A 24647-nucleotide genomic window follows, 5' to 3' on the forward strand; every position below is an offset into this window, starting at 1 on the left:
GTCACAAATAGGCAACACACATCACCATCCGGCCTCACCACTGCCTCCAGGGCTGCCGGCTTGCAGCGGGACCGGGGGGTCACCGCCAAAAGCATTTCCGGTTTTTACGGCTGATGGTTTATGGAGACCGAATTCCAAGCCAACGAGAAGGTAGAACAGATGAAGAAGGGTATGAGGGCATGGGTCCATGGTGCAGCCTTGATCGCCTTTGCGACGACCCCGGCCATGGCGAAGGATCGCAAGAACCCAGCCCCGCCCGCAAGCCCGGAACTGTTCGAGGCTCTGCAAGGTTGCCGCGCCATCACCGACAATGGCCAGCGCCTGGCATGCTTTGATGCGGCTTCAGCCAAGCTTTACGCTGCAGTAGAAGCAAAGCAGATTGTCGTGATCGAGGACAAGGAGGTCAAAAAGGCCAAGCGGACGCTTTTCGGGTTCCGTCTTCCGGATCTTTCCATCTTTGGTGGCGACGGCAATGACACCGAAGAGGACAAGACGCTGACGACAACAGTCGCCACCGTCCGCCGCGCCGAAGGTGGACGCTGGAATATTGGCATCCCGGAAGGCGCCGTCTGGCAAACCACCGAACCGCTGCCGATCGACCCTTCTGTTGGCGATGACCTGGAGATCAAGGCCGGTATCATGGGCGGCTACTTCCTGAAAGTCCGGAACAAGCGTTCGGTGCGGGCCAAGCGCATCGAGTAAGGCAGCCGGAGACGAAGGACATGCTCGAGCTTGACGGCCGGTATACGCGCTTGTCAGCCATCGCTGCTCCTGCGATCGAGCGCTGCAGGCCTGGCGTCATCAGCGTTGCCTCCAAGGCAAGCTAAGCCTGTTCGGGACCGCTCCACATGTTGAATGGGCGCTGCCGGATCCAGATGCTGCCAAGCCATTTCTCGCCTGCTATGACCGGGTCGCCGCTATGCAGCGACATGGGATCGGGCAGGCCATCGATCTGCACGTTATCGAACACCAGCAAATCGCCCTGCTCGCCCTTGATCGAAATACCAAGCTTCGGAAACACCGTCTCGCCGCCGGTATATTGGGCGTTGAGATAGATCAGAGCCGTGGCACAGCGCTGATTGCGCGTATGCGGCAGCGTGTCGAGATGGCCCCTGAATTGCTGGCCGGGCTTGTAGTGCAATACAGTCATGCTCTCGGCTTGATCGAATTGAATGTCGATCAAGCCGAAAATCCGGTGGCACAAGGCATAGATCGGTAGCGTCGCTCGGGTCGGACCGATCACGGCAGCCGATGAAGTCCTGATCGGATGCGGCATGAGGCGGCCCGAAACCGGATCCTGCACCATCGCTGGCTCCAGATAGTGGCTCGATGCCGCAATAATGTGCGCGCACTCTTGAGGCCGCAATGCCCTTTTAAACAGCCGAATGCTCGGGCTTGAGCTCAGAATCTCTATATCGCAGACCTTCGGATCAAAGTTTGATACCGAGGCCAGCAAATTGTGCTGTTCCTGGAACTCGCCACCAAAGACCTCGCCAGCCTGCGCCAGCAGTTTCTCGGCCAAGTCCCAGTCCGCTGCTGCGCCAGTACCGTTTGCCGCCAGCGCAATCTCGATGGCTGCCGCACCGGCATGTCCGGCCTCGACCGCCATCCGCAGAATGTGGCGTGACTTTTCGAGGTTTCTGGGAACGACATCGCCCGCAAGATGCCAGAAAGCGACCACAAACAACGCTTCTGGATCTCCCCCTTGCGCTGCGTGCAAAACGCTCTGATGCGAACGAGCCAAAGCGATGTCCGGTCTATTCGACATTGACTGCCCCGCCCCGTTGCTGGCGCGAAAAAGGGCGGGGAACCTGAGCGCCCCACCCCTTCTCGACTTCAGTCCATGGATCAGAAGTTAGCCTGGAAGCCAGCGTAGAAGTAACGACCGCGAACATCATAGATGCCCGAACCGCCGCCTACACCCGTCAGGCCGAACGGCGGCTGGACGTTTGTGACGTTATCGACGCCGACATACATGTTGAACTTCTTATCCAGATCCACGTTCAAGCGCAGATCGTGATAGAACACGTCGGGGTACTTCTCGAACGGCCCGTAGTCCGCATTCTGCGGCGGCTGGCCGTTCAGCGGATTGAAATCCTCGAACGTGTTCACGAACATCTTATCGAGCCAGCGCATTTCATACCCGAGAGTCACGTTACCGAAGCGGATGTTCGCGTTGATATTGACCTGGTCACTCGGGTCGCCGAGTTCGTCGATCAGACGATTGGCAAAGTTCGGATCTGACGGGTTGGTGAAGCTGTCGATCTGGAAATAGTGAGTCCAAATGACGCCCAAACGCAAATCACCCCAATCGCCCAACTTACGGTTATAGTTGAACTGTGTGTCCAGACCACGAACCTTGTTGCGTGCGAAGTTGGCCGAGGACTGGAGCAGCGAGCCCTCCAGGATCTGGAAGGGAATCTCACCATTCGGACCGCCGGTTGCACCAGCACGGGTGAACAGTCCGCAGAACGCGTTGTTCGCCGACGGCAGGTCATAGCAAAGGTTGGCAATCTGCTGTGCCGAAACCGACGCGATCGCGTTCTTCACCGTAATGTCATAATAGTCAGCCGAGATCGACAGACCAGGGATGAAGCTCGGTTGGATGATACCGCCAACGGTGTAGGAATCTCCGGTTTCCGCACGCAGGTTAGGATTGCCCCCGCTGCGGATCTCGAGCGACTGCAGATACACGAAGTCGTATCCGGTCGGTGCGCCGGCCGCGCTGCAGTTGGCAGCACGGTTCGAAGAACCGGTTGCAAGGTTGCGAGCCGAGCAAGGGTCAGTGAAGCCGGGTGCAAAGTTCTGGCCTTGTGCCGAGAACAACTCGCCGAGATTTGGCGACCGAACCGAACGCGAATAGGTACCACGCAGGGTGATATCGCGGATCGGCGACCAGATCGCTTCGGCACCATAGGCATAAACGGTACCGGTGTTGCGCGCCGCGCCCATATATTTGGCAACACGACCGTTGCCGCGAACGGTCAGGTTGTGGAAGAACGGCGTGTCCTTGAGGATCGGAAACTCGATTTCACCGAACGCTTCTGCAACCTCCAGTGCCGGTGCCTGGAAGGACGGAATGGCATTGTAGAATGCATAACCTTCCTGGGTCAGGTCATCGAGGTCATAGAAGTTGGTTTCCCGACGATATTCACCACCAGCCGAGAATGCGACTGCACCACCCGGAAGGTTGAAGAACCCGCTGGTATCGCCCGAGACGAAGCCCAGAATGTCGAGCTGTGTGATCTTGCCGGTAGCCAGCGAATTCACGAGCAAGTAATCGCGAACGGCCTGTGTAACCGAGCCTTCGCCGAACGGATTGAGCGGAACGCACGCCGAAATGTCGCCCGCAAGACGCGGATCGCCATTGGGCGTCCCTGTGATGTACGACACGGTGCCGGTGGGGTTCAGCCTCGATGCGCAGACGATGTTGCCACTGGCGTCACGGGCGGTATCGACAGCCAGCAGATAGCGCTGGATATTGACGTTGCCGATGATTTCGTTCCGCTCCCGGTGTTCGCCATAGTTTACCGACAGTTCGTAGTTCCAGTCGTCGTTGAATTCGCCACGAGCGCCCACGACGATACGGTAGGTTTCACGCGTGATTTCCTCGTCGCGAATACCGAAATCCACCCAGTTGCGACGCAGGCTGAAGCGGAAAGAGCCGTTGTTGATCGCAGCGCGCTGCGCAGCAAGGCCAGCGGCCGACAGAGCGGCGCCGGTATTCACGTTTACTGTCGAGCCCAAGAACTCAGATGTCAGCAGCGCACGCGCTTGTGCGCTGAGATAGGGGTTATCGAGGCGAATGCGCTCGCGGTTACCAGGATCCCCCAAAGTGGCGCCCTGCGAGAAGAACGGGCCGCTCTGCGAACCGAAGGCTTCGGTGCGGACATATTTCGCTTCCATGAACACATCGAAAGCCGGGCTGAATTCATAGTGGGCCAGCAGGTTAGCGGAATAACGACGCAGATCCGGAGTCAGCGTCAACAGTTCCCCTTCGCGGTTAGAGTTACCGTTGCCGCCGAGGAAGCTGCCGTTCGGGCCGACGCCGACTCGCGTACCGGTCTGACGGACCAGCGAGCCATCACGCTGGAAGAGATAGGTGCAGGTGAAGGCCGCGACGTTAAAGCCGCACGGTGACGTTGCCGGATTCTGGAACGAGGCAACCAGACCGCCGAGCGAGATCGTGCCGGAGCGGATGTCGCGGAAGAAGCCGCGGTCGACGATGCCGTCCGAACCGTTCACTGCGGCGGCCGGATCGGTGTCGACGATGACAAGACCGTTATTCTGCCGCAGGTTGGGACGACCCGAACCGAAGGCACGCGAGGTGTGCGCATATTCCAGCGCCAAAGTCACATTGCCGCGACCATCGCCGAAATTCTTGCCCGCCAAAGCAGACACGAACTGGTTGCCGAAATCGCCATAGGTCGAGATACCGGCCTGACCGCGCATCTGCAGACCGTCGAAGCTGTCCTTGAGGATGAAGTTGACCACACCGGCGACGGCGTCCGAACCGTACACGGCCGATGCACCACCAGTCAGGACGTCAACGCGCTCGATCAGGTCGGTCGGAATGGTGTTGATGTCCGGCGAAACGCCCGACGACAGGATGTCACCGGCGACGTGACGACGGCCGTTGACGAGAACCAGGGTACGCTCCGAACCCAGACCACGCAGGTCGAGCAGGTTGAGACCGCGGGTACCAAGAAAGCGGGTCGAGTTCTGCTGACTGAAGGTGCTGCGCAGCTGCGGCAGATCGTTCAGCACGTCGCCGACAGAGGTGTTGCCGGTTTCGAAGAATTCTTCGCCGGTCACAACAGTAACGGGGTTTGCACCCTCCAGATTGGGCTGGCGAATACGCGAGCCGGTGACGACAATCGACGCCGGCGCATCTTCGGACGACGCTTCCTGCTCGTCGACGTTCGTGGTCTGCTCTTGCGCCATTGCTGGCATGGCAGCGAGCGCAATGCTCATCACGACGGGGGCAGCCCCGGTGAGGAAACGCGAATAAGTTTTCATGGACACAACCCCTGTTCTCAATAGCTTGGGCTCGAAACAACGAGCCTGGGGCCGCAAAGCGACATCGCTGAACTACGATGGTCTCCCCAGACCTTGAGGAGAGGTAAACGGGAGCGCGAAACGATGTAAAGGTTCGAGGGACATCAGCACGCCAGTTTTACGCCAACCTGTAACATGAACGCCACATTTACAGGTCACTCAGGAAAGGTCGTGAAACAATGTTATTTCATTGCCCCATCGGACCCACCAGAAGTTGCGGGTCGATCCGGGCGTCGTGCCACTTCATGCTCCAGTGAAGATGCGGTCCGGTGGCCCGGCCCGTTGCGCCGATTCGCCCGATTTGTTGTCCCTGGCGCACCGTGTCCCCAAGCTTCACATCGATCGCCGACAGGTGAAGAAATGCACTGTTGAGGCCCATGCCATGGTCGATCATCAGCAGATTGCCTTCGAGTGAAAAAGGCGTCGGCGCGGCGAGGATGACCACGCCATCTGCAGGGGCGACCACCGGCGTGCCGATCGCTCCGGCAACGTCGACACCGCTGTGAAAGCTTCCGGGTTCACCGGCATAGATGCGTTGCGATCCGAAAATGCCCGAGACGCGCCCCGTCGCGGGCCAGATGAACGATTGGCGCCAGCCCGCGCTGTCGGATTGCCGCGCGCGCGCTGCATCGATCATCTCGAGTTCGGGCTTGCGCCGTGCCAAAAAGGCTTCACTCGGCAGCCCGCCGCGCGCCGCCACCGCAACGAATTCGCGGCGCCAGGCACGCGGTTCGACCGTCAGGGGCTCGCTCATTACCTGCCCGTCGGCAAGGGTGACGGTCAATATGCCGAGCGCCGGGGCGTCGCGATGGAAACCGAGGAGAAATGCACCATCGGGTGCGACCGGTACGTTGACCCCATCCAGGTCGAGAGCGGTGACGCCCCTGGGCGCCGTGCCCCGCAGCAATGCACCCTGAACCGGCGCGCCGGAAAGCCGTATTCCGCTGGGCAACGGCCGCATCGTTCCGAAGGGCCGGGTCAGAAAATCCGGACCGCCGGGCGTCGGCGCTGCAGACTGAGCCGGTGCCGCACCTGACTGCGCAGCCAGTGGTGTGGACGTTGCAAGGGCGGCAAGACTGAGCAAGGTCAGCGCGCCCCGCATCGGCTCAGCCCTGCCCCAGGGCGGCGCGCACCGAAATCTCGCAACTGGCATAAGCCTCCTGCCGCTCGACGCTCCAGTAGCGCAGCTCTTCAAGATCGATCTTCTGCCCGGTCTCCGCACACAGCACATGGTCGCCGGCGCTGAGCAGGCGGAAGCCATTGGGCATATAGTGCACACGGGCAACACGATCGCGGTTGGACATCAACATGGGGTCTTCATGCTCCATAAAGGCTGTATGGCAGCTTTACCGATGGCTCGCTGCGCGTTTGGCCGAAGATAAGCGATCCGGCACGCCAGCGCAAATCTACAGGAAACTCGCCTGACGCGGCTCGGCGGGCCTGGGCTTCGCCTTGGCTGCAGGAGTGGGAGAAGCCGGCGGCGGAGGCGGACCATCCGCTGGTGCGACATCGAGCGCTCCGTCGCGGAAATGCAGCGTCAGCCGCGGCTCGCGCGCTGCCACGGCCTTGTCGATCAGCGTGCGACCGTCACCAGCAGTGACGCGGGCATAGCCGCGCTGCAGCGGCGCGTCGGGATCGAGCTGCGCCAGCACCCGCTCGAGCCCCGCGAGCCGTTCGCCTGCCCGCCGGATGATGCGATCGAGCACCGCCGGATCAAGCGTCAACCGCGCCAACCGGTCGCGCGCATGGGCGACACGGGTATCGAGCACGGCAGGGCGCAGTGCGCCGGACGTCCTCGCCAAAGTGCCGCGCGCATGCGCCAGCTGCAGGCCGAGCGCGGCGCGTAGCCGCTCGCCCAGATCATCGGCGCGCTGCTGTTGCGGGCTGAGCAGATCGGCGAGCCGCGGCAACCGCTGCGCACGCGCTTCGAGGCGCTCGCGTGCCAGGGAGTGGCTGCGATTCACCGCACGGCTGGCGCGCAGCCCAAGCTCCGCGACCCCGGCAAGCAGTTCCGACCGCACCGGCACCGCCATCTCTGCGGCCGCCGTTGGCGTCGGCGCGCGGCGATCGGCGGCGAAATCGGCCAGCGTGGTATCGGTCTCGTGCCCCACGGCGGAGATCACCGGGATCACGCTCTCGGCAATCGCGCGAACCACCGGCTCCTCATTGAACGCCCAGAGGTCCTCGATCGAACCGCCACCGCGCGCGACGATCAGCAGATCGGGCCGCTCGTCCTCGGGCATGGCGCCGAACCCGCGCACCGCCGCCGCGACCTGACCTGCTGCCCCCTCGCCCTGCACCAGCACCGGCCAGACCAGCACATGGCTGGGGAAGCGATCGGCGAGCCGATGCAATATGTCGCGGATCACGGAGCCCGTCGGCGAGGTCACCACGCCGATGGTGCGCGGCAGAAAGGGCAGCGCGCGCTTGCGTTCCGAATCGAACAGGCCTTCACTGGCCAGCCGCGCCTTCAGCTTCTCGAACAGCTGCATCAGCGCGCCCTCACCCGCCAGTTCGAGCGATTCTATCGTGATCTGGTATTTGGACCGACCCGGAAAGGTGGTGAGCTTGCCGGTGGCGATGACGTCAAGCCCGTCCTCGGGCCTGAACGGCAGCCGCTGCGCCGTGCCCTTCCAGATGATGCCGTCGATGACCGCCTTGTCGTCCTTCAGCGCCAGATAGCAATGGCCCGAAGCCGCGCGCTTGAAGCCCGAAATCTCGCCGCGAATCCGCACATGCGAAAACCGGTCCTCCACCATGCGCTTCAACTGCCCGGAGATTTCCGAAACCGACAGCGGCGGGGCGTTGTCGCCGGGGGGCATCTGGGCTAACAGCCCGCCCGAACGCATTGGTACATCATCTGAAAAGGGGTCGGGCATGAATATCCTGCTGGTGGGAAGCGGTGGACGCGAACATGCCCTGTGCTGGAAACTGGCGCAATCCCCGCAGGTCGAAAGCATCTTCGCCGCGCCCGGAAATCCGGGGATAGCCGAGCACGCAAGCTGCGTCTCGCTCGATGTGACGGATCATGCAGCGGTTGCGGCATTCTGTGCCGAACAGGCCATCGGCCTGGTGGTGATCGGGCCCGAAGCGCCGCTGGTCGATGGCCTGGCGGACAGCCTGCGCGCCGCCGATGTGCCGGTGTTCGGACCCTCGGCCAGGGCAGCGCAGCTTGAAGGCTCAAAAGGTTTCACCAAGGCCCTGTGCGACCGCGCCGGCATCCCCACCGCGCGCTATGTCCGCGCCAGCCATGCGGCTGAGGCGCGCGCGGCGCTGGCCGATTTCGACCTGCCAGTGGTGATCAAGGCCGATGGGCTGGCAGCCGGCAAGGGCGTGATCATCGCGGAGACCGCTGACGAGGCCGAGGACGCCATCGGCCATATGTTCGCCGGTGCCTTTGGCGAGGCCGGGGCAGAAGTGGTGATCGAGGAGTTCATGACGGGCGAAGAGGCGAGCTTCTTCGCGATCACCGATGGCAGCGCGATTGTCGCGTTCGGATCGGCGCAGGACCACAAGCGCGTTGGTGAGGGTGATATCGGGCCGAACACCGGTGGCATGGGCGCGTACAGCCCCGCACCGGTGCTGACCGCAGAGCTCGAAGCGCAGGTGATGGAGCGGATCATCGCGCCGACCGTCGCCACGCTCGCCACCGAGGGCATGCCCTATTCGGGCGTGCTGTTCGCGGGCCTCATGCTGACCGGCGAGGGGCCGAAGCTGATCGAATATAACTGCCGCTTCGGCGACCCTGAATGCCAGGTGCTGATGACCCGCCTGCAGAGCGATCTCGCCGAACTGCTGCTGGCAACGGCGAAGGGCGAACTGGCAAGCTGCCCCCCGCCCCGCTTGTCCGATGACTATGCCCTCACTGTGGTGATGGCCGCCAAGGGCTATCCCGGCACGCCCGAAAAGGGCGGCGCGATCGCGCTGGGCGACACCGGCGGCGCAAAGGTCTTCCACGCGGGCACAGCGCTCAAGGACGGTGCGCTGGTCGCCCATGGCGGCCGCGTACTCAACGTCACCGCGACCGGCAGCAGCGTGACCGAGGCGCAATCCGCCGCTTACAGCGCCGTCGATGGCATCACCTTCCCCACTGGCTTCTGCCGCCGCGACATCGGCTGGCGCGAAGTCGCGCGCGAACGGGGCGAGGCTTAGCCCAGCGCCGCCAGCACCGCGTCGCCAATTGCGACGGTGCCCATGTCACCGCCCAGGTCGGCCCCCAGCGCACCCGCGTTGAGCGCGCTCGCCACCGCGGCCTCAATCCGCGCGGCTTCGGCTTCGAGGCTAAAGCTGTGGCGCAGCATCATCGCGGCGGAGAGGATCATCGCGACCGGATTGGCCAGCCCCTTGCCAGCAATGTCGGGGGCGCTGCCATGGATCGGCTCGTACGCGCCCTTGGTGCCGAACGCGGTCTGCTCCGCGCCTAGCGAGGCCGAGGCGAGCAGGCCGATCGAGCCGACGCACATGCTCGCCTGGTCGGACAGGATATCGCCGAACAGGTTGCCGGTGACGATGGTGTCGAACTTGCCCGGCGCGCGGACGAGCTGCATCGCGGCATTGTCGACATACATATGCTCGAGCGTGACGTCGGGGTACTCCGCCCCCACCTCGATCATCACATCGCGCCAAAGCTGCGAGGTTTCGAGCACATTGGCCTTGTCGACCGAGCACAGCTTGCCTGACCGCCCCTGCGCGGTGCGGAAGGCGACATGCGCGATGCGGCGCACCTCGCTCCCGCTGTACGACATGATGTCATAGCCCTCGCGCTGACCTTCCGCCGTGGTGCGCATGCCCTTTTTGCCGAAATAGACATCGCCGTTCAGCTCACGCACGATCATCAGGTCGATCGCGCCCGCCACCTCAGGGCGCAGCGAGCTGTGCGCCTCAAGCCCCGGAAATACCTTGGCCGGGCGCAGATTGGCGAACAGCTCCAGCTCCTTGCGCATGCCCAGCACCGCCTGTTCGGGGCGCAGATGCCGCTCCAGCCCGTCGCACGCCGGATCGCCCACCGCGCCGAACAGGATCGCGTCGCATTCGCGCATCAGCGCTAGTGTCTCGGGCGGCAGCGGATGACCATGCGCGCGCCACGCGGCAGCACCCACCAGCCCGTCATGCAGCTCCACCCCCGGCAGATCGAGCGCGCGCAGCACGCGCACCGCCTCGGCCATGATTTCGGGGCCGATGCCGTCACCGGGAAGAATGGCAATTTTCATGGGGTCATCCTGTCTGTTGTGGAGGCGCGCATAGCGTCAGCACGCGCATTTCCGCAACATTGTTTTGCGTCAGCCCACCATGCGGCGCACGCGGTCGATCAGCATCGCTCTCGCCGCAAGGGCATCGGCTCTGCGATCGCTAAAGAACTGGCGCTCGATGAAATGGCCGGTCAGCGCAAAGCCCTGCATCAACTGCTCCCAATCCGGCTCTTCATCATCGGTCATGAACGCGGGCAGCACCAGCAGCTTTTCGGCATAGACCCCCGCCGCGTGCAACGACACCGCGCGTCCGGTGCGCGGGCTGACATAGGTCAGATCCTCGCGTCCGCCGGTCACCGCGCAGCGCTCCAGATCGAGCCCGAAGCCCAGTTCGGCCAGCAGCAGCGCCTCGTAGCGCACCATGGCGCGCAGCCACCAGCGCGCCGAGGGTGCTGCGCAGACCAGATCGAGCAGCGCCGCCAGCGCGGCATAGAGCCGCGAAAACGGCTGATCCTCGGGCGCGACGGTGGCCGTGAGCAGGGTCACCCATTCGAACGCCGCCGCCACGAGCGGCTCACTGTAGAACGGCGCGCGGCTCTCGGCGAGTTCGACGGTCAGCCCGGCCAACTGATCGTTTACCCGGCTGCGCAGCTCCGCCGTCACCAGGTTCGCCGGCATCAGCACCGGGCGTAGCGCGGTCGACCGCCCTCCCCGCACATAACCCGATTGCAGCCCATGATCGGGCGTAAGCAACCGCACCACCGCCCCATGCTCCCCATGCCGCCGCACGGTGCAGACGATTCCGGGGGTGCGGATGACGGGCATGGAGTTGCGTTCGCGCGCGGTCAGGCGGCGGTGCCTAGCTTTCCCTCATTATCGAGATGCTCGACAATCCACATCTTGATCAACGCCTGACGGGAAACCCCACGTCGCTTGGCTGCGCGATCGAGCTTCGTCACCACATCGCCAGGAAAATCGACATTCACCCGCTTCGCCTCCAAACCCGGCCTGCGAACGGTGGAGAAATCGAGATACTCCGAGATATCCTCACCGTCGTCGAACATCCGGTCGAACTCTTCGGCACTAATTGTCTTCGGCTTCATACAGCTTCACCTCAACGGCACGTGACCTCCGTGCCGATATGATCCGAACCACCTCACCCCGCATAGTGAATATGGCTGTCCACACCTTGCCAGCGTACTCCCCAATCAAACCTGATCTTTCTTCAGGCAGTTGGCGAGCATCGAACTCTGTCCGACGTGGATCGTTCCACAAAGCCTGTGCCTCGACGAAGTCGATGCCGTGCTTCTGCTTGTTCAGTGCGCTCTTTGCCGGATCGAACTCGAACTGCATGGATCGCCGATATACCAAAATGGTATAAAAATGCAATCATCCCCGGAAATAGTCATAGATGCTCTGCGCCATTGCCTTCGACACGCCGGGGGCCTTTTGCAGGTCCTCCAGGCTGGCGCTGCGCACCGCTTTTGCCGTGCCGAAGTGCATCAGCAGCGCGCGTTTGCGCGCCGGGCCGATGCCGGGGACCTCGTCGAGCGGGCTGGTGGTCATCGCCTTCTTGCGCTTGCCGCGATGTGCGCCGATGGCGAAGCGGTGCGCTTCGTCGCGCAGGCGTTGGAGGTAGAACAGCACCGGGCTGTTCACCGGCAGGGTAAATTCCTTGCCATCGGGCAGGAAGAAGGTCTCGCGCCCCGCATTGCGATCCGGGCCCTTGGCAACGCCGACCAGTGCGACATCGTCGATGCCCAGCCCCGCGAGCGCTTCCATAGCCGCCTTGAGCTGCCCCTTGCCGCCATCGACTAGCACCAGATCGGGCCAGTCGCCACTGCTGCGGTCGGGATCGTCGGTCTGCGCGCGGGCGAAGCGGCGTTCGAACACCTCGCGCATCATCGCATAATCGTCGCCCGGCACCGTCTCCGCACGCTTGATGTTGAACTTGCGATAGGCGGCCTTGCGAAACCCTTCCGGCCCGGCAACCACCATCGCGCCCAACGCATTGGTGCCCTGGATATGGCTGTTGTCATAGACCTCGATCCGGTCGGGCGGCCCTTCGAGCCCGAACAATTCGGCCATTTCGGTCAGGTGCTTCGCGGTGCTGGCGCTCTCGGCGACACGGCGCTGGAGCGCCTCGCTCGCGTTGCGCTGCGCCTGGTCGATCAGACGCTTGCGCTCGCCGCGCTGGGGCACGAGCAGTTCGAGCTTGCCCGTGCGGTTGGCGGACAAGGCTTCGAGCATCAGATCGCACTCGAACGGCTGCCGATCGGTCAGGATCAGCTTGGGCGCGGGCATGTCCTGATAGAATTGCATCAGGAAGCTGGTGAGGATTTCCGCATCATCCATGTCCTGGACATGCGCGGGGAAGAAGCTGCGATGGCCCCAGTTCTGCCCGGCGCGGATGAAGAACGCCTGGATACACACCGTGCCGCCCTGGCTCGCCATCGCGAACACATCGGCATCGGCAATGCCTTGCGCGTTCACCGCCTGGCTGCCCTGGATGAAGGTGAGCGCCTTCAGACGGTCGCGATAGGCCGCCGCGCTCTCGAAATCGAGCGCTTCGGCCGCAGCCTCCATCTTCTTGCCGAGCCTGGCCTGCACGTCGGTGGACTTGCCGGTGAGGAAGGCGCGCGCATCGCCGACCAGTGCGGCGTAATCCTCCTTGCTGATCCTGTCGACGCATGGCGCGGAGCAGCGCTTGATCTGATAGAGCAGGCACGGGCGCGAACGGTTGGCGAAGAAGCTGTCCGAGCACGAGCGCAGCAGGAACAGCTTCTGCAGCGAGTTGAGCGTGCTCGTCACCGATCCGGCGCTGGCGAACGGGCCGAAATACTGTCCCTTGTACTTCTGAGCGCCGCGATATTTGGACATGCGCGGAAAGTCATGATCCTCGCGCAGCAGGATATAGGGGAAGCTCTTGTCGTCGCGCAGCAGCACGTTGTACGCGGGGCGATAGCGCTTGATCAGCTGCGCCTCGAGCAGCAGCGCCTCGGCCTCGCTGTTGGTCGTGACGATCATCATCGACCGGGTGAGCGAGACCATGCGCTGCAACCGGCGCGGCAGCTTGTCGACTTGGGTGTAATTGGTGACGCGGTTCTTGAGCGCGCGCGCCTTTCCGACATAGAGCACATCGCCACGCGCATCGAGCATCCGATAGACGCCGGGCCGCGTCGGAAGCGTTTTCAGTGTGTTGCGTATCGCGGCGATGCCGGTGTCGAGATCGGGCGCATCGGCCCCGCGCACGCTATAGGTCGCCGCTTCCTCGAGAAAGCGATCGGGCGCGCGCGGGTTGCTGTCATTGGGATGAGCGGGACGGCCAGCCATGAGCGTGCATGTGGCGTGACGGAGTCGGGAGGTCAATGGGGGTTGCGATGCCACTCCCCCTTCGAGGGAGAGGGTTACGCGGACTTGGCAGCTTGCTGCCGAGCCGGAGCTGGGAGAAGGGAAAACGGCGCTACCGCTCCTCTGCCTCACCCCCATCCAACTGCGCCTGGTCGGCTTAGCCGACACGGCTGCGTATCCTTCTCCGCTCAAGGGAGAGGGATACGACGCATCAGTTCAGGCGCGTACCAAGCTCGGCCACAGTGCGGTCGACCAGCGCCTGATCAGCTTCCGCGCTGTGGTTCTCGGCGATCAGCTTTGCAGCAGCGCCGGTCGCCGCCTTGGCGACCTTCTCGCGGATCTCGGCAACGGCAGCACGTTCGGCCGCCGCAATCTTGTCAGTGGCCATCTTCTGACGGCGAGCGATCAGGTTTTCAGCGTCGATCCGCGCCTTGGCGAGCACGGCGTCGGCTTCGGCCTCGGCGCGGGCATTCATGTCTGCAGCCTCTTTCGAGGCCGCAGCCAGTTTCGCCTCATATTCGGCACGCAGCTTCTCGGCGTCGGCGCGCAGTGCCTGAGCCTCGTCGAGCTCGGCCTTGATGCCGGCGATCTTGGAATCGAGCGACGCAGCGACAGCGGCAGGCACTTTCTTCCACAGGATGATGCCGATCAGAACCAGCATCGCCGCCGAGACGAAGAAAGTCGCGTTCAGCAGATGCACGCCGCCCACCGACGGATCGGCATGTTCGCCCGCTTCCGAGGCAAGAATGATGAGATCAAGCATCGGCCAGCGCTCCCTTGACCGCACGGTTGACCTGCGGCTTGGTGATCTTTGCCGGCGTCAGCCGGGCGACGATATCCTGGGCAGCTTCGACAGCCACGGCCTCGATCTCGGCAAGAGCAGCGGTCTGCTGCGCCGCAATCGCCGCTTCGGCATCGGCCAGTTGCGTAGCGATGCCATTATCGGCAGCGCGCACCTTGGCTTCCGCTTCGCGCGCGCCCTTGGCCTTGGCTTCGGCGGTCACGGCGAGCGCCGCATCACGGGCCCGGGCATGGGCAACGCGATATTCTTCCTCGATCTCGTCAGCCCGCGCATGCGCAGCCTTGGCAGCGGCGATGTCTCCGGCGATCTTCGCCTTGCGCTGATCGACCGTGCCCTGGATCTTGGGAAACATCGAACGCCCGATCACGAAGTAAATCAGCCCGAACGTGATCACCAGCCAGAAAAGCTGGGACCCGTAAGTGGTCATGATCTGGTCTATCTGGGGCATATCGAAGCTATCCGTGGATCAGAATCTTGGGTGTGGACGGGGCCAGCGCGATGACCGGCCCCGGTCCGACACAAATCAGGCAACGAAGATCAGGATCATCGCCACGACGAACGCCAGCAGGCCGAGAAGTTCGGCAGCGGCGAAGCCGATGAACAGGCGGCCCTGCTGACCGTCGGCAGCTGCCGGGTTGCGCAGAGCGCTTTCCAGGAACGAACCGAACACGTTACCCACGCCGATGGCAGCCATGCCGGCACCGATTGCAGCCAGGCCAGCACCGACCAGTTTTGCAGCTTCTGCGTCCATTGTAATACTCCTTAAGAAACTCGATTGGATGGAAAATTCTAGCGAAAAGAGAGAGGCTCAGTGCAGGTTCACCGCGTCGTTGATGTACAGCGAGGTGAGCAGCGCGAACACATAGGCCTGGACGACGGCGACCAGGATTTCGAGCGCGCTGATGCCGACCATCAGCGTCAGGCTGGGCAGGCCGACCAGCAGGCCATAACCGATACCGGCATTGGTCGAATTGATGACGAAACCGGCCAGCACCTTGAGCAGAATATGGCCAGCGGTCATCGCCACGAACAGTCGCAGACCCAGGCTGAACGGGCGCACCAGGAACGACAGCAGCTCGACCACGAAGATGAACGGGATCATCGGGAGCGGCGTGCCGTGCGGAACGAACAGCGAGAAGAAATGAAGGCCATGACGGGCGAAGCCGACGATCAGCACGATCGAGAAGCTGACGATCGCGAGGACGCCGGTGATCGTCAGATGGCTGGTCACGGTGAAAGGATGTCCGCCAACCACGCCGATCGGGATCAGGCCGAGAATGTTGGCGAACAGGATGAACATGAAGAGCGAGAAGACATAGGGCGCGTACTTGCGGCCCTCTGCGCCGATATTGGCAGTCATCATGTCGTCGATAAAGCCGGTAAAGCCTTCGACCATCAGCTGCCAGCGACCGGGCACGAGCTCTCGCTTCATGCCGCCCTGCATGAACACCCAGACCGCAACCAGCGTCAACAGCATCCACAGGGCGCTGTTGGTGAAGGTGATGGCCTGGCCAGCGATCTCAAACCCGCCATTGGAAATGGGGGCGATTTCGAACTGGTGCATCGGGTCGATTTTGCCTGACTCGGCTGCCACAACCTACCTCTTCGTTTTATCTTCAGGCTTATCCTGCGGAGACTGCTGATTTTTCAGCCCCGCCGAATATGCGTTGGAAACCCGGATGATGTTCCTGAATGCCACGATGATCCCCAGAGCGAGGAACGTGATCAGGAGCCAGGGCGATGTGCCCAGCCAGCGATCGAAGAGCCAGCCGAACAGCAAACCACCTGCAATCCCCCCCAGCAGATCGGCGAGCACCCGGTTGCCAAGTCGATAATTCGCATCGACCCCGCTCCCCTTGCTGCTCGCTTCGGCCTGCTCCCGCTGCGTGATATCGCGAAGCCGGTCACCAATGTGATCGATCCGCGCGTCGCCGCCGACAGGGTCTTGCCCGGGTTCGTTCTCTGCCATGTGCTTTACTCCCTGTTATCGGGCCTGAGGCTACGATGTTCAAAAAGCACGCACCCGACAGCGAGCGGACCCGCCAAGGCGCGGCCCGTTTAGAAAGGGCTGGGGTGCAAGTCAATGGTCATGCTGCGCTGCGAGAACGCGCGCAAAAAAGCCCGGATTTCCGACGAAATCCGGGCTTGATCTGGGTTAATCCTGCGGTCTGCATCAAGGGCAGCGCGCATCTCGCACCGGCGGACTGCTGTCCCGAGTCTTCCAGCTGCCATCCGGAGCCTGGTATTTTTCGCCCGGCTTCGTGCGCGCAATCGTGTTGCAACCGGCGGTAAAGGCGAACTGCTCGACAGTCGATCCCTCGGCCGATGCACGTTCGGTATAGACCTGCTTGCGCTTGAGATTGATGTCACTGACCAGCTTCTGCAGCTGCGCGTCGCCGCCACTGACAATGCCCAGATACCCGTCCGGCTTTTCGCCTATGCTGCCGTTCTCGCGTGCGGCCTCATAAGCCGGGTCGCGCTGCGCCATCGCGGGCATGGCCAGCCCCAGCGCAACCGCGCCCAGCAAACCAGCCTTGAAAATCGCCCTGTTCATCAGAAAATCTCCGCATTCTCGTCGATCACCTCTTTGGCCTTGCCATCGAGCCGGTAGACGACTTCCTGTTTGATGTTGATGTTGAGGTTGATGACGATCGGCTTGTCAGGCGCCGTCACCGTCACACATCCGCCCAGCAATGCGGTGGCCAAGCCAAGTACCGCCATCTGCCCCCACGGGTTTCTCAAAATCGCCATCCTGTTGGTGTCCTTCATGGACGGTCCTCGCTTTCTGGGGGCTGAATGCCCGGTTTTGCTGGCGTTGTCGAACTCGCCGGAAGATTGCCGATGCCGGGATTGTTCACCTGGCCCGGCAGCAGGCCGAGCACGCCGGGGTCGGTGATGTATTGCGTGTCATAGAGCGACCGCGCCGAAGTGATCAGTTGCAGGAAGGGCGCGGCGATGGTGACGTTGAACTGCAGCGGCAGCTTCTCGACCTGGCGGGTCAGGAAATTGCGCGACGCCCCCTCGCCCTGGCTCAGTCCGTCAAACCGGATCCGGGTGATGACCTCGCCCGCAAGATCGCCGTCCATCTCGACCACGAGATAGCGATAGCGTAATGATCTCAGAGCGTTGAAAGCGAAATTCGCCATCGTTCCGAGGTTTTCATACGTCAGGTCGCCGACATAGGACAGGGTGCCGCCGTCCTCGATCACTTCAAGTCGCCCACCGCGGACATGTCCCCCGTCCTTGTCGAACACGATCGGAATCACGCCTGCGAAATGCCCCGTGGCATTGATGTTCTCGAAATCGAAACCGGCAAGGAACTGCGCCGCATCGACCCGATCGACGCGGAATACCAGACGGCGAGGTTCCTCGGTGACAAGATCGACCAGACCGGGATCCAGGAGGAGCCTTCCGCCGGCAAAAGGCCATTCCCCACCCTCGACCTGCATCCGGAAGCCCGGAAGGATCCTGTAGCGAATCGTTCCATCGTAGACGGCAAAGCCCGGATTGACCTGCGCAAGCCTGACCACCTGGCCGGGCGCGGTCTCGAATCCGAGGAGATCGGTGAAGACAATCTCGCCGGACAGTCCGGTGACCGGGCCGAATGCAGCGGCAAAATCGAGCGAATCGGTACGAAACCGCCCGGTGCTTGCGGTGACGCCGCTAGCGGACCAGTCGATCCGGCCCTGTCCGGTCACAAGCCCCCGCGTATTGGCAATGATGCCGAGCGCAATGTTGCTGACCATTTCGGGCTGGAGCCGGTCGTCAAAGGTCAGCGCATCGACGGCCAGATCAGCATGGCCCGTCATGGTCGAAAGGTCATGCGCAATTGCGACGCGCGCCACGGGGCGCAGTGTCTGCGGTTCATCGAGAATGCCCGTCACCGCGATCCGCCCGTCTGCGAGCGTCAGCCGCATGTCGTCGGTGATCAGCGGCTGGAACCGCGCCGGGGCCTGCCGGTCGCGCAGCATCCATTCGTCGCCCTGCACATCAAGCACCGAATCGGCAAAAGACCATATGCCCGATCCATGGGTCAGCATCAGCGGCACTGCACCGATCGTCGCCTCGGCATCGGCATAGGCGCCGCCCAGCGCTCCGCCGAGATCGACGCTGAAATCACCAGAGGTGATATGCGTGCCGGATGCCTGGGGACCGATCAGCAGATCGACTTCGCTCAGCTTTATCGCGCCCGGAAAATCGATCCGCGCCGAGGCCGCTGCCAGTTTCAGATCGGATGACCCGAGCCTGCCCTGCAACCGCATCGGTCCAGCCATCCGCGCGGCCATCTGCACACCGCCGGGTCCAGAGCGAAAGATCGGCCGCCCGCGATCGGGGCAAAGCGCCAGCGTCTGCCGTCCGCTGATGAAATTCGACACGCGAAGCTGCTCGACCCGCACGGTCTGGCAGCCGTCATACATGGCAAATCCAGCACCCTCGCTCCAGCGCCCCTGCAGCGGCAGCGCCAACCCTTCGACCCGTCCGCCCGGCAACGGCCCGGAGAGCCGCGCTGCCCCGGCAAAGCTGAGGCCACCGCGCCCGTTCCAGAGTGCCTCGAACTGCGGCAGCGCCAGCGAGGCATCACCGGCGGCATAGGTTTCCATCGCGAGCTTCAGCGCATAAGCCCCCTGCCCGCGCGGAACGATACGAAACTGCGCTACCGGAAGCCCAGCCCCGCCCGTCGCCAGATTGCCCGCCATCTGCAACTCTTCACCCACACGCCGAATGGTCAGGCTGTTGCCGCCGATCAGCCGCTCTCCCCGCCCGCCGGTCAACGCCAGGCGCGGAATCGCCAGCGAGAAGGCTTCGCCCCGCATGCGCGCATCTACCATCATCGCCAGGTCCGAACCCGGCATCGCGCGACGCGCCGCGGTGGCCATCCGCTGCACCAGGGGTGCAATCGGCAGACTGGCGCTCGCCTTTACCGCCTGTTCCAGCCCGGCAAGGCGTTCGCGCCCAATTGTCAGGCTCTCCCCGCGCATATCGCCCTCGAATCGGGCGTCGTTCGATGCTCCATCCCATCGCAGAACCGCCCTGCCCTTGGCATCGAGCCGCCGAAATCCGAGGTCCGCGCCCGCAGGTTGGTCCAGCGCCAGATCGATATCGCCATCAAGCTGCTGGCCAGACATGGCAAAGCCAAGCCTGCCGCCCAGCCCGTTTGCGGCAAAGCCAGAAGCCCTTATCCCGCCGACCGCCGGGATCAGCGCGCCCTCGATCCGGTCGAGCGCTGCATTGGCCTCGGCCCGCAGCGAAACCGACGACTGTCCGACCGCAAGAGCTCCGGTGTCGCAGGCCAGACCCGCAAAACGCACCGGGCCGCGAAACTGCGGGCGCTCGTTTGCGATACCGATCGCGCCGAATAGGCTAGGCCGATCGAGCGCGCAGCCCTGATACGCGAGACGCGCACCGATAGCCGCAACCTTTCCCTTGAATCCGTCTCGCAGGTTGCCCTGTCCGTCCGCTTTCACCCCAACCGTGCCATAGGGGCTTTCGATCCGTACCCGCGCATCGCGCAGCGTCAGATCAAGGCGCGGTAGGCGGAATGGCTCCTTGCTTTCGGTGTAGAGCAGCTTGTCGAGACTGCCGAAGCTGACGCGCCCCCTGTCGAGCCGTCCGTAGCCGCGCAGCCCGTCGACGCTCACCTTGTCGATGCGCAATCCGAAAAGCCCACCGCTCACATCCACGCTCAGCCGCGCGATCGTTGCATCGGGTCGCGTCGGATCGCCGAGCACCAGATTGCGCACCGTCTGGCGGCCGACTCCGATCGATTCGATATCGTAACGCGCCTCGATCCCGCGCGCCTCCAGCTCGTTGCCGATCAGGTTGCGCGCGATATCCTCGCGCTGCGTCCAGGCGACAAGTCCTGCAAATCCCAACAGCGCGACGCCATAAAGCGCCATGCGCAGCGGCCAGGCCATGCGCCGCCACGCGCGGACCTGCCGCTCGGGCGGGATCGCCTGGGCCTCGGTATCGGGATCAGTCATCGGCACCTGAATGGCTTGCAAAGCATCGCGTTGCAACGACGCAGGGACAAACCAGTTCCGACAAAGCGTTTGCCGATGGGGGAGTGAAAGATTAACCTCAAACGATGCCCTCTTCGCTGCCCCTGCTGGCCGATGCCGAACTGCCGGACCTCCCGGCGGGCGGACATCATGGCGCAGGCCATCGCGCCCGGCTTAGAGAGCGCTTGCTGAACACTGACGGAACCGGCCTGCATGATCATGAAATCGTCGAATATCTTCTGACCCTTGCCATTCCGCGCCGCGATACCAAGCCGCTTGCCAAGCAGCTGATAGACCATTTCGGTTCGCTCGCGGGCGTGCTTACCGCCGATGGCGACTCGCTGCGCGCGGTGCCGGGCATGGGCGAGACCAGCGCTGCGGCGCTCAAGATCGTGCAGGTTGCGGCGCGGCGGCTGGTCAGCGAGCCCGTCCGTCGCCAGCCGATCCTGTCCAGCTGGCAGGCGCTGCTCGATTATCTCAGGCTCGACATGGCGCATCTCACCCGCGAACGCGTGCGGGTGCTGTTCCTCAATGCCAAGAACATGCTCATCAGCGATGACGTGATGTCCGAAGGCTCGGTCGATCAGGCAGCGATCTACACCCGCCAGGTCATCAAGCGCGCGCTGGACCTTGGCGCGGTGTCGCTGATCCTGGTGCACAACCATCCCAGCGGCAATCCGCAGCCCAGCAAGCAGGACATCCAGATAACCCGCGAGATCATCGAAGCGGGCAAGCGCCTGGGCATCGGCGTGCACGACCATGTCATCATCGGGCTGGACGGGCATTCGAGCATGCGATCGATGGGGCTGATCTGATTGCTCGCTAGCGCACATTAGCCATCATCCTGAACCAGTTTCAGGATCCTTCGTGCCCCAGCACCCTAAGGCGCGTTGGGCAGAAATGGGCCCTGAAACCCGTTCAGGGTTGCGATCTGGCCGGGCAAAGGTGCTGCAACACGCCCCTTCCCCTCACTCGCCGCTTCCGTCATAGACCCGCGTCATGCACGCCTACTCTTCCTACGATGCCATCATCCTTGGCGCAGGTGCAGCCGGGCTGTTCTGCGCGGCGATCGCCGGGCAGCGCGGACGCAGGGTCCTGGTGATCGACCATGCCGATGCGGCGGGAAAGAAGATCCTGATATCTGGCGGCGGGCGCTGCAACTTCACCAATATCCACACCCAGGCTGATCGCTATCTCAGCGCCAACCCGCATTTCGCCAAATCGGCGCTGGGCCGCTACAGCCCGCAGGACTTCATCGATCTGGTCGATGCGCACGGAATTGCCTGGCACGAAAAGACGCTGGGCCAGCTGTTCTGCGACGGATCGGCCAAGCAGATCGTGGCGATGCTGCTCGATGAATGCGACAAGGGCGGCGTCACCATCGCGCTCGGCCATGCCATCCGCGCTGTCGACCATTCCGATGGGCGCTATCGTGTCACCTGGGGCGATCGGAGCGCCGAGGCTCCTGCGCTGGTCATCGCCACGGGCGGGCCTTCGATTCCGAAAATGGGCGCGACGGGCTTTGCCTATGATCTCGCGCGCCAATTCAGCCTCAAGGTCGTCGAGCCGCGCCCGGCGCTGGTTCCGCTGACGCTGGGCGGTGACGAAACTCTGTTCCGGTCGCTGTCCGGCGTTGCGACCCAGGTGGTGGCGCGGGCAGGCAAGACCCTCTTCAGGGAAGCCGCGCTGTTTACGCACAAGGGACTGTCGGGACCGGCGATCCTGCAGGTCTCGAGCTATTGGCGGCATGGCGAACCGGTCGGGATCGACTTTCTGCCGGATGCAGCGCCCGGCTGGCTGACCGAAGCCAAGCGCCGTCAGCCGCGTGCGACCGTGCGCAGCATGCTGGGCGCACTGCTGCCCGATCGGCTGGCTTCAACCCTGGCCGACAGGATCGGGCGTGATGCAAGGCTCGCCGATACGCCCGACCGGGTTCTTGCGGATACCGAGAGGCGCCTGGCCGACTGGACCTTTCACCCGAATGGCACCGAAGGTTATGCCAAGGCCGAAGTCACCGCAGGCGGTATCAGTACCGACGGCCTGTCTTCGCAGACCATGGAAGCCCGCAAGGTGCCCGGCCTTTACGTCATCGGAGAGGCGGTCGACGTGACCGGCTGGCTGGGCGGCTATAATTTCCAATGGGCCTGGGCCAGTGCCCATGCCGCAGGCAGTGCCATCTAGGTTCGAATTGATGTGATTATCGCGATCTGGCTTGAAAACCAAACGTTTGCAGATTGATCCGAAATGGATTTTTCTATCCTGCCCACCGCTGCATAATCGAAAATTTACCAGTCGGGCAGATAGATGCCCTGATGTCTGCGTCGAAACGAAATCCCGATGTGTCTGCACGACCTGCTGGTAGCGGGACCGGTCTGGTTGTGCTGATTCAGGGACTCGTCGTGACGCTTGCGCTGCTGGGAGCCATGCTGGCTCCCCCGAGGGAGGGGCCGATGATGGTCATTCCGCTCGGGGGAGAGCCGATGGCAGGGACGATGGACTGGGCATTGGGAGACGGGGCTGCCTTCATGGGCGCGGGTCCGCTTCCCGGTTCAATCCTTGTCTATGGCAAGCGCGAGCCGCTCACGAACAACGCATGGCGTCACAACAGCCTTGTCATAAAGGCGCCCGCAATCTTCTGCGGCACGTTGTCCTATCCCTCAAGGAACAGTTGAACGTCGCATGGAACTGACAGGAATTCGCAGGAACGGTGCCCTCGCGCTGATCATCATCGCATGGCTGTGTGTCATCGTCATCGGAGGCATCGGCTTCTATGACCATGGCAGCTGGCACCCGACAGCCATTGCCGCCGCCGCTACGCTGATCCCGAGCTATCTGGTGTACAGCGGGCGCATCGACGCCACCACCCGGATGCTGCTTGGCGGCACACTGCCCGTTTATCCGGCCATCATGCTCTTCCAGGCAGCGGGCAGCAGCCTGCAGATGGATATCCATATGCTGTTCTTCGCGCTGCTCGCCGCGATTGTGGTGATGTGCGACTGGCGCGCGATCGTCACTGGAACGGCGATCATCGCCCTGCATCATCTGGGCACCAACTTCTTGATGCCGGCCTGGGTCTTTCCTGATGGAGCGGATCTGCCGCGTGTGATCCTGCATGCCGTGATCGTTCTGATCGAAGCCGCCGTGCTGATCCAGGTATCCCTGCAACTCGAGCGCATGATCGAGCGCCAGGCGGCGGCACGCCGCGAGGCGGAGCGGCTGGAGCAGGACGCGGCCATCACGCGCGAGGCGATTGCCGCCAAGCAGACGCTGGTCATCGGGGCATTGGGCGAAGGCCTCAAAGCCATGGCGCGCAACGACCTTACGGCCCGGATCGACCAGCCCTTCCCGCCCGAATACGAACAACTGCGCGCAGACTATCATGGGGCGCTGGAAGGCATGCGCAGTTCGCTGGACAAGATCTCCGGTGTCGCCACGCGCATCGACGAAAGCGCGGGCGATGTCAGCCATGCCTCGAACGACATGGCGGATCGGACCGAGCGGCAAAGCGCAACGCTGCACGATACGGTTTCGACCATCCGGTCGGTATCCGATTCGATCTCCGAAACCGCCAATCGCGCGGTCGAGGCGCGGCACGTGCTCGATGCCGCGCAGGGCGAGGCCGAAAAGTCATCCGGCATTGTCGAGCGTGCACGCGAGGCGATGACCAATATCGAAAGCTCTGCTCGCGAAATCGACCAGATCATCGCCGTGATCGACGCACTGTCGTTCCAGACAAACCTGCTGGCGCTCAACGCCGGGGTCGAGGCGGCGCGCGTGGGAGAAGCCGGCAAGGGCTTTGCAGTGGTCGCGTCCGAAGTGCGGGCGCTGGCCCAGCGGTCGGCCGAAGCGGCTCAGGACATCAAGACCAAGATCGGCACATCGAACGAACAGATTTCACTGGGTGTGAGCGTGGTCAGCGAAACCAGCGAGACGCTGGAGCGGATCACCGCACGCATCCTGCAGATCAGTGAATTTGTCGCCACCATTGCCGGGTCGGTCGAAAGCCAGGCGACCAAGTTGCGCGAGGTCAACAGCACGGTGGGTGCGCTCGACGGCATCACCCAGCAAAATGCTGCGATGGTCGAGGAAACCAGCGCAGCAGCCCGCTCGCTGGCTGAACAGTCGCGCACGCTGGCGCAAGAGATCAGCTTGTTCCGGCTGGGACAGGCGGGATCCGTCAAGGCTGCACCAAAGCTCGCACGTGCAGCCTGATATCCGGCCCGGGGTTTCGCGCGAGCGACCCCGGGC

Annotated in this window: 24 protein-coding genes; 6 read left to right on the top strand and 18 right to left on the bottom strand. The window is 63.2% G+C overall.

The genetic code is table 11. From position 1 onward, the window contains the following. Window positions 1-120: 120 nt before the first annotated feature. Window positions 121-702 (top strand): hypothetical protein, encoded by a 582-nt coding sequence (locus C7451_RS04030; RefSeq protein ID WP_110297668.1) that lies wholly within the window; start codon window positions 121-123, stop codon window positions 700-702. Window positions 703-823: 121 nt separating this feature from the next. On the opposite strand, the gene C7451_RS04035 is transcribed toward C7451_RS04030, so the two are convergent. The 5 genes from C7451_RS04035 to xseA all read right to left on the bottom strand — a co-directional run bounded on the left by C7451_RS04035 (window position 824) and on the right by xseA (window position 7937). Next, entirely contained in the window at window positions 824-1768 is a 945-nt protein-coding gene (locus tag C7451_RS04035; RefSeq protein WP_110297669.1) for a 2OG-Fe(II) oxygenase, read from the bottom strand. 80 nt (window positions 1769-1848) lie between these two features. Next, window positions 1849-5019, bottom strand: a complete 3171-nt coding sequence (locus C7451_RS04040) for a TonB-dependent receptor domain-containing protein (protein ID WP_244181564.1) — start codon at window positions 5017-5019, stop codon at window positions 1849-1851. A gap of 226 nt (window positions 5020-5245) precedes the next feature. Beyond that, window positions 5246-6160: a M23 family metallopeptidase gene (locus C7451_RS04045; RefSeq protein WP_110297670.1), complete on the bottom strand. Its 915-nt coding sequence runs from the start codon at window positions 6158-6160 to the stop codon at window positions 5246-5248. 4 nt (window positions 6161-6164) lie between these two features. Next, on the bottom strand, window positions 6165-6368 hold the full coding sequence (locus C7451_RS04050; protein ID WP_023837193.1) for a DUF2093 domain-containing protein: 204 nt from the start codon (window positions 6366-6368) through the stop codon (window positions 6165-6167). Window positions 6369-6464: 96 nt separating this feature from the next. Continuing rightward, a complete protein-coding gene (gene xseA, locus C7451_RS04055) occupies window positions 6465-7937 on the bottom strand; it encodes an exodeoxyribonuclease VII large subunit (protein ID WP_110297671.1) in 1473 nt (490 codons plus the stop codon). Between xseA and purD the strand changes: the two genes are divergently transcribed. After that, a complete protein-coding gene (gene purD, locus C7451_RS04060) occupies window positions 7936-9210 on the top strand; it encodes a phosphoribosylamine--glycine ligase (protein WP_110297672.1) in 1275 nt (424 codons plus the stop codon). The genes xseA and purD overlap by 2 nt on opposite strands. On the opposite strand, the gene leuB is transcribed toward purD, so the two are convergent. The 13 genes from leuB to C7451_RS04125 form a co-directional block, all read right to left on the bottom strand. Next, window positions 9207-10268, bottom strand: a complete 1062-nt coding sequence (gene leuB / locus C7451_RS04065) for a 3-isopropylmalate dehydrogenase (protein WP_110297673.1) — start codon at window positions 10266-10268, stop codon at window positions 9207-9209. The two genes, purD and leuB, sit on opposite strands and share 4 nt — an antisense overlap. Window positions 10269-10337: 69 nt before the next feature. Further along, window positions 10338-11072: a DNA repair protein RecO gene (gene recO / locus C7451_RS04070; protein WP_110297674.1), complete on the bottom strand. Its 735-nt coding sequence runs from the start codon at window positions 11070-11072 to the stop codon at window positions 10338-10340. A gap of 20 nt (window positions 11073-11092) precedes the next feature. Then, window positions 11093-11350, bottom strand: a complete 258-nt coding sequence (brnA, locus tag C7451_RS04075) for a type II toxin-antitoxin system BrnA family antitoxin (protein ID WP_208625133.1) — start codon at window positions 11348-11350, stop codon at window positions 11093-11095. Beyond that, window positions 11331-11600, bottom strand: a complete 270-nt coding sequence (locus C7451_RS04080; protein WP_110297675.1) for a BrnT family toxin — start codon at window positions 11598-11600, stop codon at window positions 11331-11333. The genes brnA and C7451_RS04080 overlap by 20 nt, the downstream gene beginning before the upstream one ends. A 36-nt stretch (window positions 11601-11636) precedes the next feature. Then, window positions 11637-13580 (bottom strand): excinuclease ABC subunit UvrC, encoded by a 1944-nt coding sequence (gene uvrC, locus C7451_RS04085; RefSeq protein WP_110297676.1) that lies wholly within the window; start codon window positions 13578-13580, stop codon window positions 11637-11639. A 229-nt stretch (window positions 13581-13809) separates the two neighbouring features. Next, window positions 13810-14361 carry a F0F1 ATP synthase subunit B family protein gene (locus tag C7451_RS04090; RefSeq protein ID WP_110297677.1) on the bottom strand — a complete coding sequence of 184 codons (552 nt, stop codon included), beginning with the start codon at window positions 14359-14361 and terminating at the stop codon, window positions 13810-13812. Beyond that, a complete protein-coding gene (locus C7451_RS04095) occupies window positions 14354-14848 on the bottom strand; it encodes a F0F1 ATP synthase subunit B family protein (RefSeq protein WP_110297678.1) in 495 nt (164 codons plus the stop codon). Before C7451_RS04095 ends, C7451_RS04090 begins: the two co-directional genes overlap by 8 nt. A 75-nt stretch (window positions 14849-14923) precedes the next feature. Beyond that, a complete protein-coding gene (locus C7451_RS04100) occupies window positions 14924-15151 on the bottom strand; it encodes a F0F1 ATP synthase subunit C (protein WP_023839593.1) in 228 nt (75 codons plus the stop codon). A 57-nt stretch (window positions 15152-15208) separates the two neighbouring features. Further along, window positions 15209-15994, bottom strand: coding sequence for a F0F1 ATP synthase subunit A (locus tag C7451_RS04105; protein ID WP_110297679.1), 786 nt, complete (start codon window positions 15992-15994; stop codon window positions 15209-15211). A gap of 3 nt (window positions 15995-15997) precedes the next feature. Next, window positions 15998-16369, bottom strand: a complete 372-nt coding sequence (locus C7451_RS04110; RefSeq protein WP_110297680.1) for an AtpZ/AtpI family protein — start codon at window positions 16367-16369, stop codon at window positions 15998-16000. Between the two features lie 204 nt (window positions 16370-16573). Beyond that, window positions 16574-16954, bottom strand: coding sequence for a YdbL family probable chaperone protein (locus C7451_RS04115; RefSeq protein WP_110297681.1), 381 nt, complete (start codon window positions 16952-16954; stop codon window positions 16574-16576). After that, window positions 16954-17169: a YnbE family lipoprotein gene (locus C7451_RS04120; protein WP_244181566.1), complete on the bottom strand. Its 216-nt coding sequence runs from the start codon at window positions 17167-17169 to the stop codon at window positions 16954-16956. The genes C7451_RS04115 and C7451_RS04120 overlap by 1 nt, the downstream gene beginning before the upstream one ends. Further along, window positions 17166-20381, bottom strand: coding sequence for an intermembrane phospholipid transport protein YdbH family protein (locus tag C7451_RS04125; protein WP_110297682.1), 3216 nt, complete (start codon window positions 20379-20381; stop codon window positions 17166-17168). Before C7451_RS04125 ends, C7451_RS04120 begins: the two co-directional genes overlap by 4 nt. Before the next feature lie 104 nt (window positions 20382-20485). On the opposite strand from C7451_RS04125, the gene radC reads away from it, so the two are divergent. From radC to C7451_RS04145, 4 genes are all read left to right on the top strand, one after another. Next, window positions 20486-21214 (top strand): RadC family protein, encoded by a 729-nt coding sequence (gene radC / locus C7451_RS04130; protein WP_110297683.1) that lies wholly within the window; start codon window positions 20486-20488, stop codon window positions 21212-21214. A gap of 184 nt (window positions 21215-21398) precedes the next feature. Next, window positions 21399-22580 carry a BaiN/RdsA family NAD(P)/FAD-dependent oxidoreductase gene (locus C7451_RS04135; protein WP_110297684.1) on the top strand — a complete coding sequence of 394 codons (1182 nt, stop codon included), beginning with the start codon at window positions 21399-21401 and terminating at the stop codon, window positions 22578-22580. 269 nt (window positions 22581-22849) lie between these two features. Continuing rightward, window positions 22850-23071 carry a hypothetical protein gene (locus C7451_RS04140; RefSeq protein WP_146215279.1) on the top strand — a complete coding sequence of 74 codons (222 nt, stop codon included), beginning with the start codon at window positions 22850-22852 and terminating at the stop codon, window positions 23069-23071. A gap of 7 nt (window positions 23072-23078) precedes the next feature. Next, window positions 23079-24611, top strand: coding sequence for a methyl-accepting chemotaxis protein (locus tag C7451_RS04145; protein ID WP_110297686.1), 1533 nt, complete (start codon window positions 23079-23081; stop codon window positions 24609-24611). The last annotated feature ends 36 nt before the right edge of the window (window positions 24612-24647 follow it).

Source organism: Blastomonas natatoria, from assembly GCF_003201955.1.
In the GTDB taxonomy this organism is placed as follows: domain Bacteria; phylum Pseudomonadota; class Alphaproteobacteria; order Sphingomonadales; family Sphingomonadaceae; genus Blastomonas; species Blastomonas natatoria.

Excerpts from the sequence above, each read along its gene's own strand:
- radC (WP_110297683.1), top strand. The coding sequence starts at position 20,486 with ATGCCCTCTTCGCTGCCCCTGCTGGCCGATGCCGAACTGCCGGACCTC.
- C7451_RS04140 (WP_146215279.1), top strand. The coding sequence starts at position 22,850 with ATGATGGTCATTCCGCTCGGGGGAGAGCCGATGGCAGGGACGATGGAC.
- brnA (WP_208625133.1), bottom strand. The coding sequence starts at position 11,350 with ATGAAGCCGAAGACAATTAGTGCCGAAGAGTTCGACCGGATGTTCGAC.
- uvrC (WP_110297676.1), bottom strand. The coding sequence starts at position 13,580 with ATGGCTGGCCGTCCCGCTCATCCCAATGACAGCAACCCGCGCGCGCCC.
- purD (WP_110297672.1), top strand. The coding sequence starts at position 7,936 with ATGAATATCCTGCTGGTGGGAAGCGGTGGACGCGAACATGCCCTGTGC.
- C7451_RS04135 (WP_110297684.1), top strand. The coding sequence starts at position 21,399 with ATGCACGCCTACTCTTCCTACGATGCCATCATCCTTGGCGCAGGTGCA.
- C7451_RS04090 (WP_110297677.1), bottom strand. The coding sequence starts at position 14,361 with ATGCTTGATCTCATCATTCTTGCCTCGGAAGCGGGCGAACATGCCGAT.
- C7451_RS04030 (WP_110297668.1), top strand. The coding sequence starts at position 121 with ATGGAGACCGAATTCCAAGCCAACGAGAAGGTAGAACAGATGAAGAAG.
- C7451_RS04120 (WP_244181566.1), bottom strand. The coding sequence starts at position 17,169 with ATGAAGGACACCAACAGGATGGCGATTTTGAGAAACCCGTGGGGGCAG.
- C7451_RS04040 (WP_244181564.1), bottom strand. The coding sequence starts at position 5,019 with ATGAAAACTTATTCGCGTTTCCTCACCGGGGCTGCCCCCGTCGTGATG.
- C7451_RS04080 (WP_110297675.1), bottom strand. The coding sequence starts at position 11,600 with ATGCAGTTCGAGTTCGATCCGGCAAAGAGCGCACTGAACAAGCAGAAG.
- C7451_RS04035 (WP_110297669.1), bottom strand. The coding sequence starts at position 1,768 with ATGTCGAATAGACCGGACATCGCTTTGGCTCGTTCGCATCAGAGCGTT.
- C7451_RS04125 (WP_110297682.1), bottom strand. The coding sequence starts at position 20,381 with ATGACTGATCCCGATACCGAGGCCCAGGCGATCCCGCCCGAGCGGCAG.
- C7451_RS04110 (WP_110297680.1), bottom strand. The coding sequence starts at position 16,369 with ATGGCAGAGAACGAACCCGGGCAAGACCCTGTCGGCGGCGACGCGCGG.
- leuB (WP_110297673.1), bottom strand. The coding sequence starts at position 10,268 with ATGAAAATTGCCATTCTTCCCGGTGACGGCATCGGCCCCGAAATCATG.
- C7451_RS04100 (WP_023839593.1), bottom strand. The coding sequence starts at position 15,151 with ATGGACGCAGAAGCTGCAAAACTGGTCGGTGCTGGCCTGGCTGCAATC.
- recO (WP_110297674.1), bottom strand. The coding sequence starts at position 11,072 with ATGCCCGTCATCCGCACCCCCGGAATCGTCTGCACCGTGCGGCGGCAT.
- C7451_RS04050 (WP_023837193.1), bottom strand. The coding sequence starts at position 6,368 with ATGTTGATGTCCAACCGCGATCGTGTTGCCCGTGTGCACTATATGCCC.
- xseA (WP_110297671.1), bottom strand. The coding sequence starts at position 7,937 with ATGCCCGACCCCTTTTCAGATGATGTACCAATGCGTTCGGGCGGGCTG.
- C7451_RS04145 (WP_110297686.1), top strand. The coding sequence starts at position 23,079 with ATGGAACTGACAGGAATTCGCAGGAACGGTGCCCTCGCGCTGATCATC.
- C7451_RS04115 (WP_110297681.1), bottom strand. The coding sequence starts at position 16,954 with ATGAACAGGGCGATTTTCAAGGCTGGTTTGCTGGGCGCGGTTGCGCTG.
- C7451_RS04095 (WP_110297678.1), bottom strand. The coding sequence starts at position 14,848 with ATGCCCCAGATAGACCAGATCATGACCACTTACGGGTCCCAGCTTTTC.
- C7451_RS04045 (WP_110297670.1), bottom strand. The coding sequence starts at position 6,160 with ATGCGGGGCGCGCTGACCTTGCTCAGTCTTGCCGCCCTTGCAACGTCC.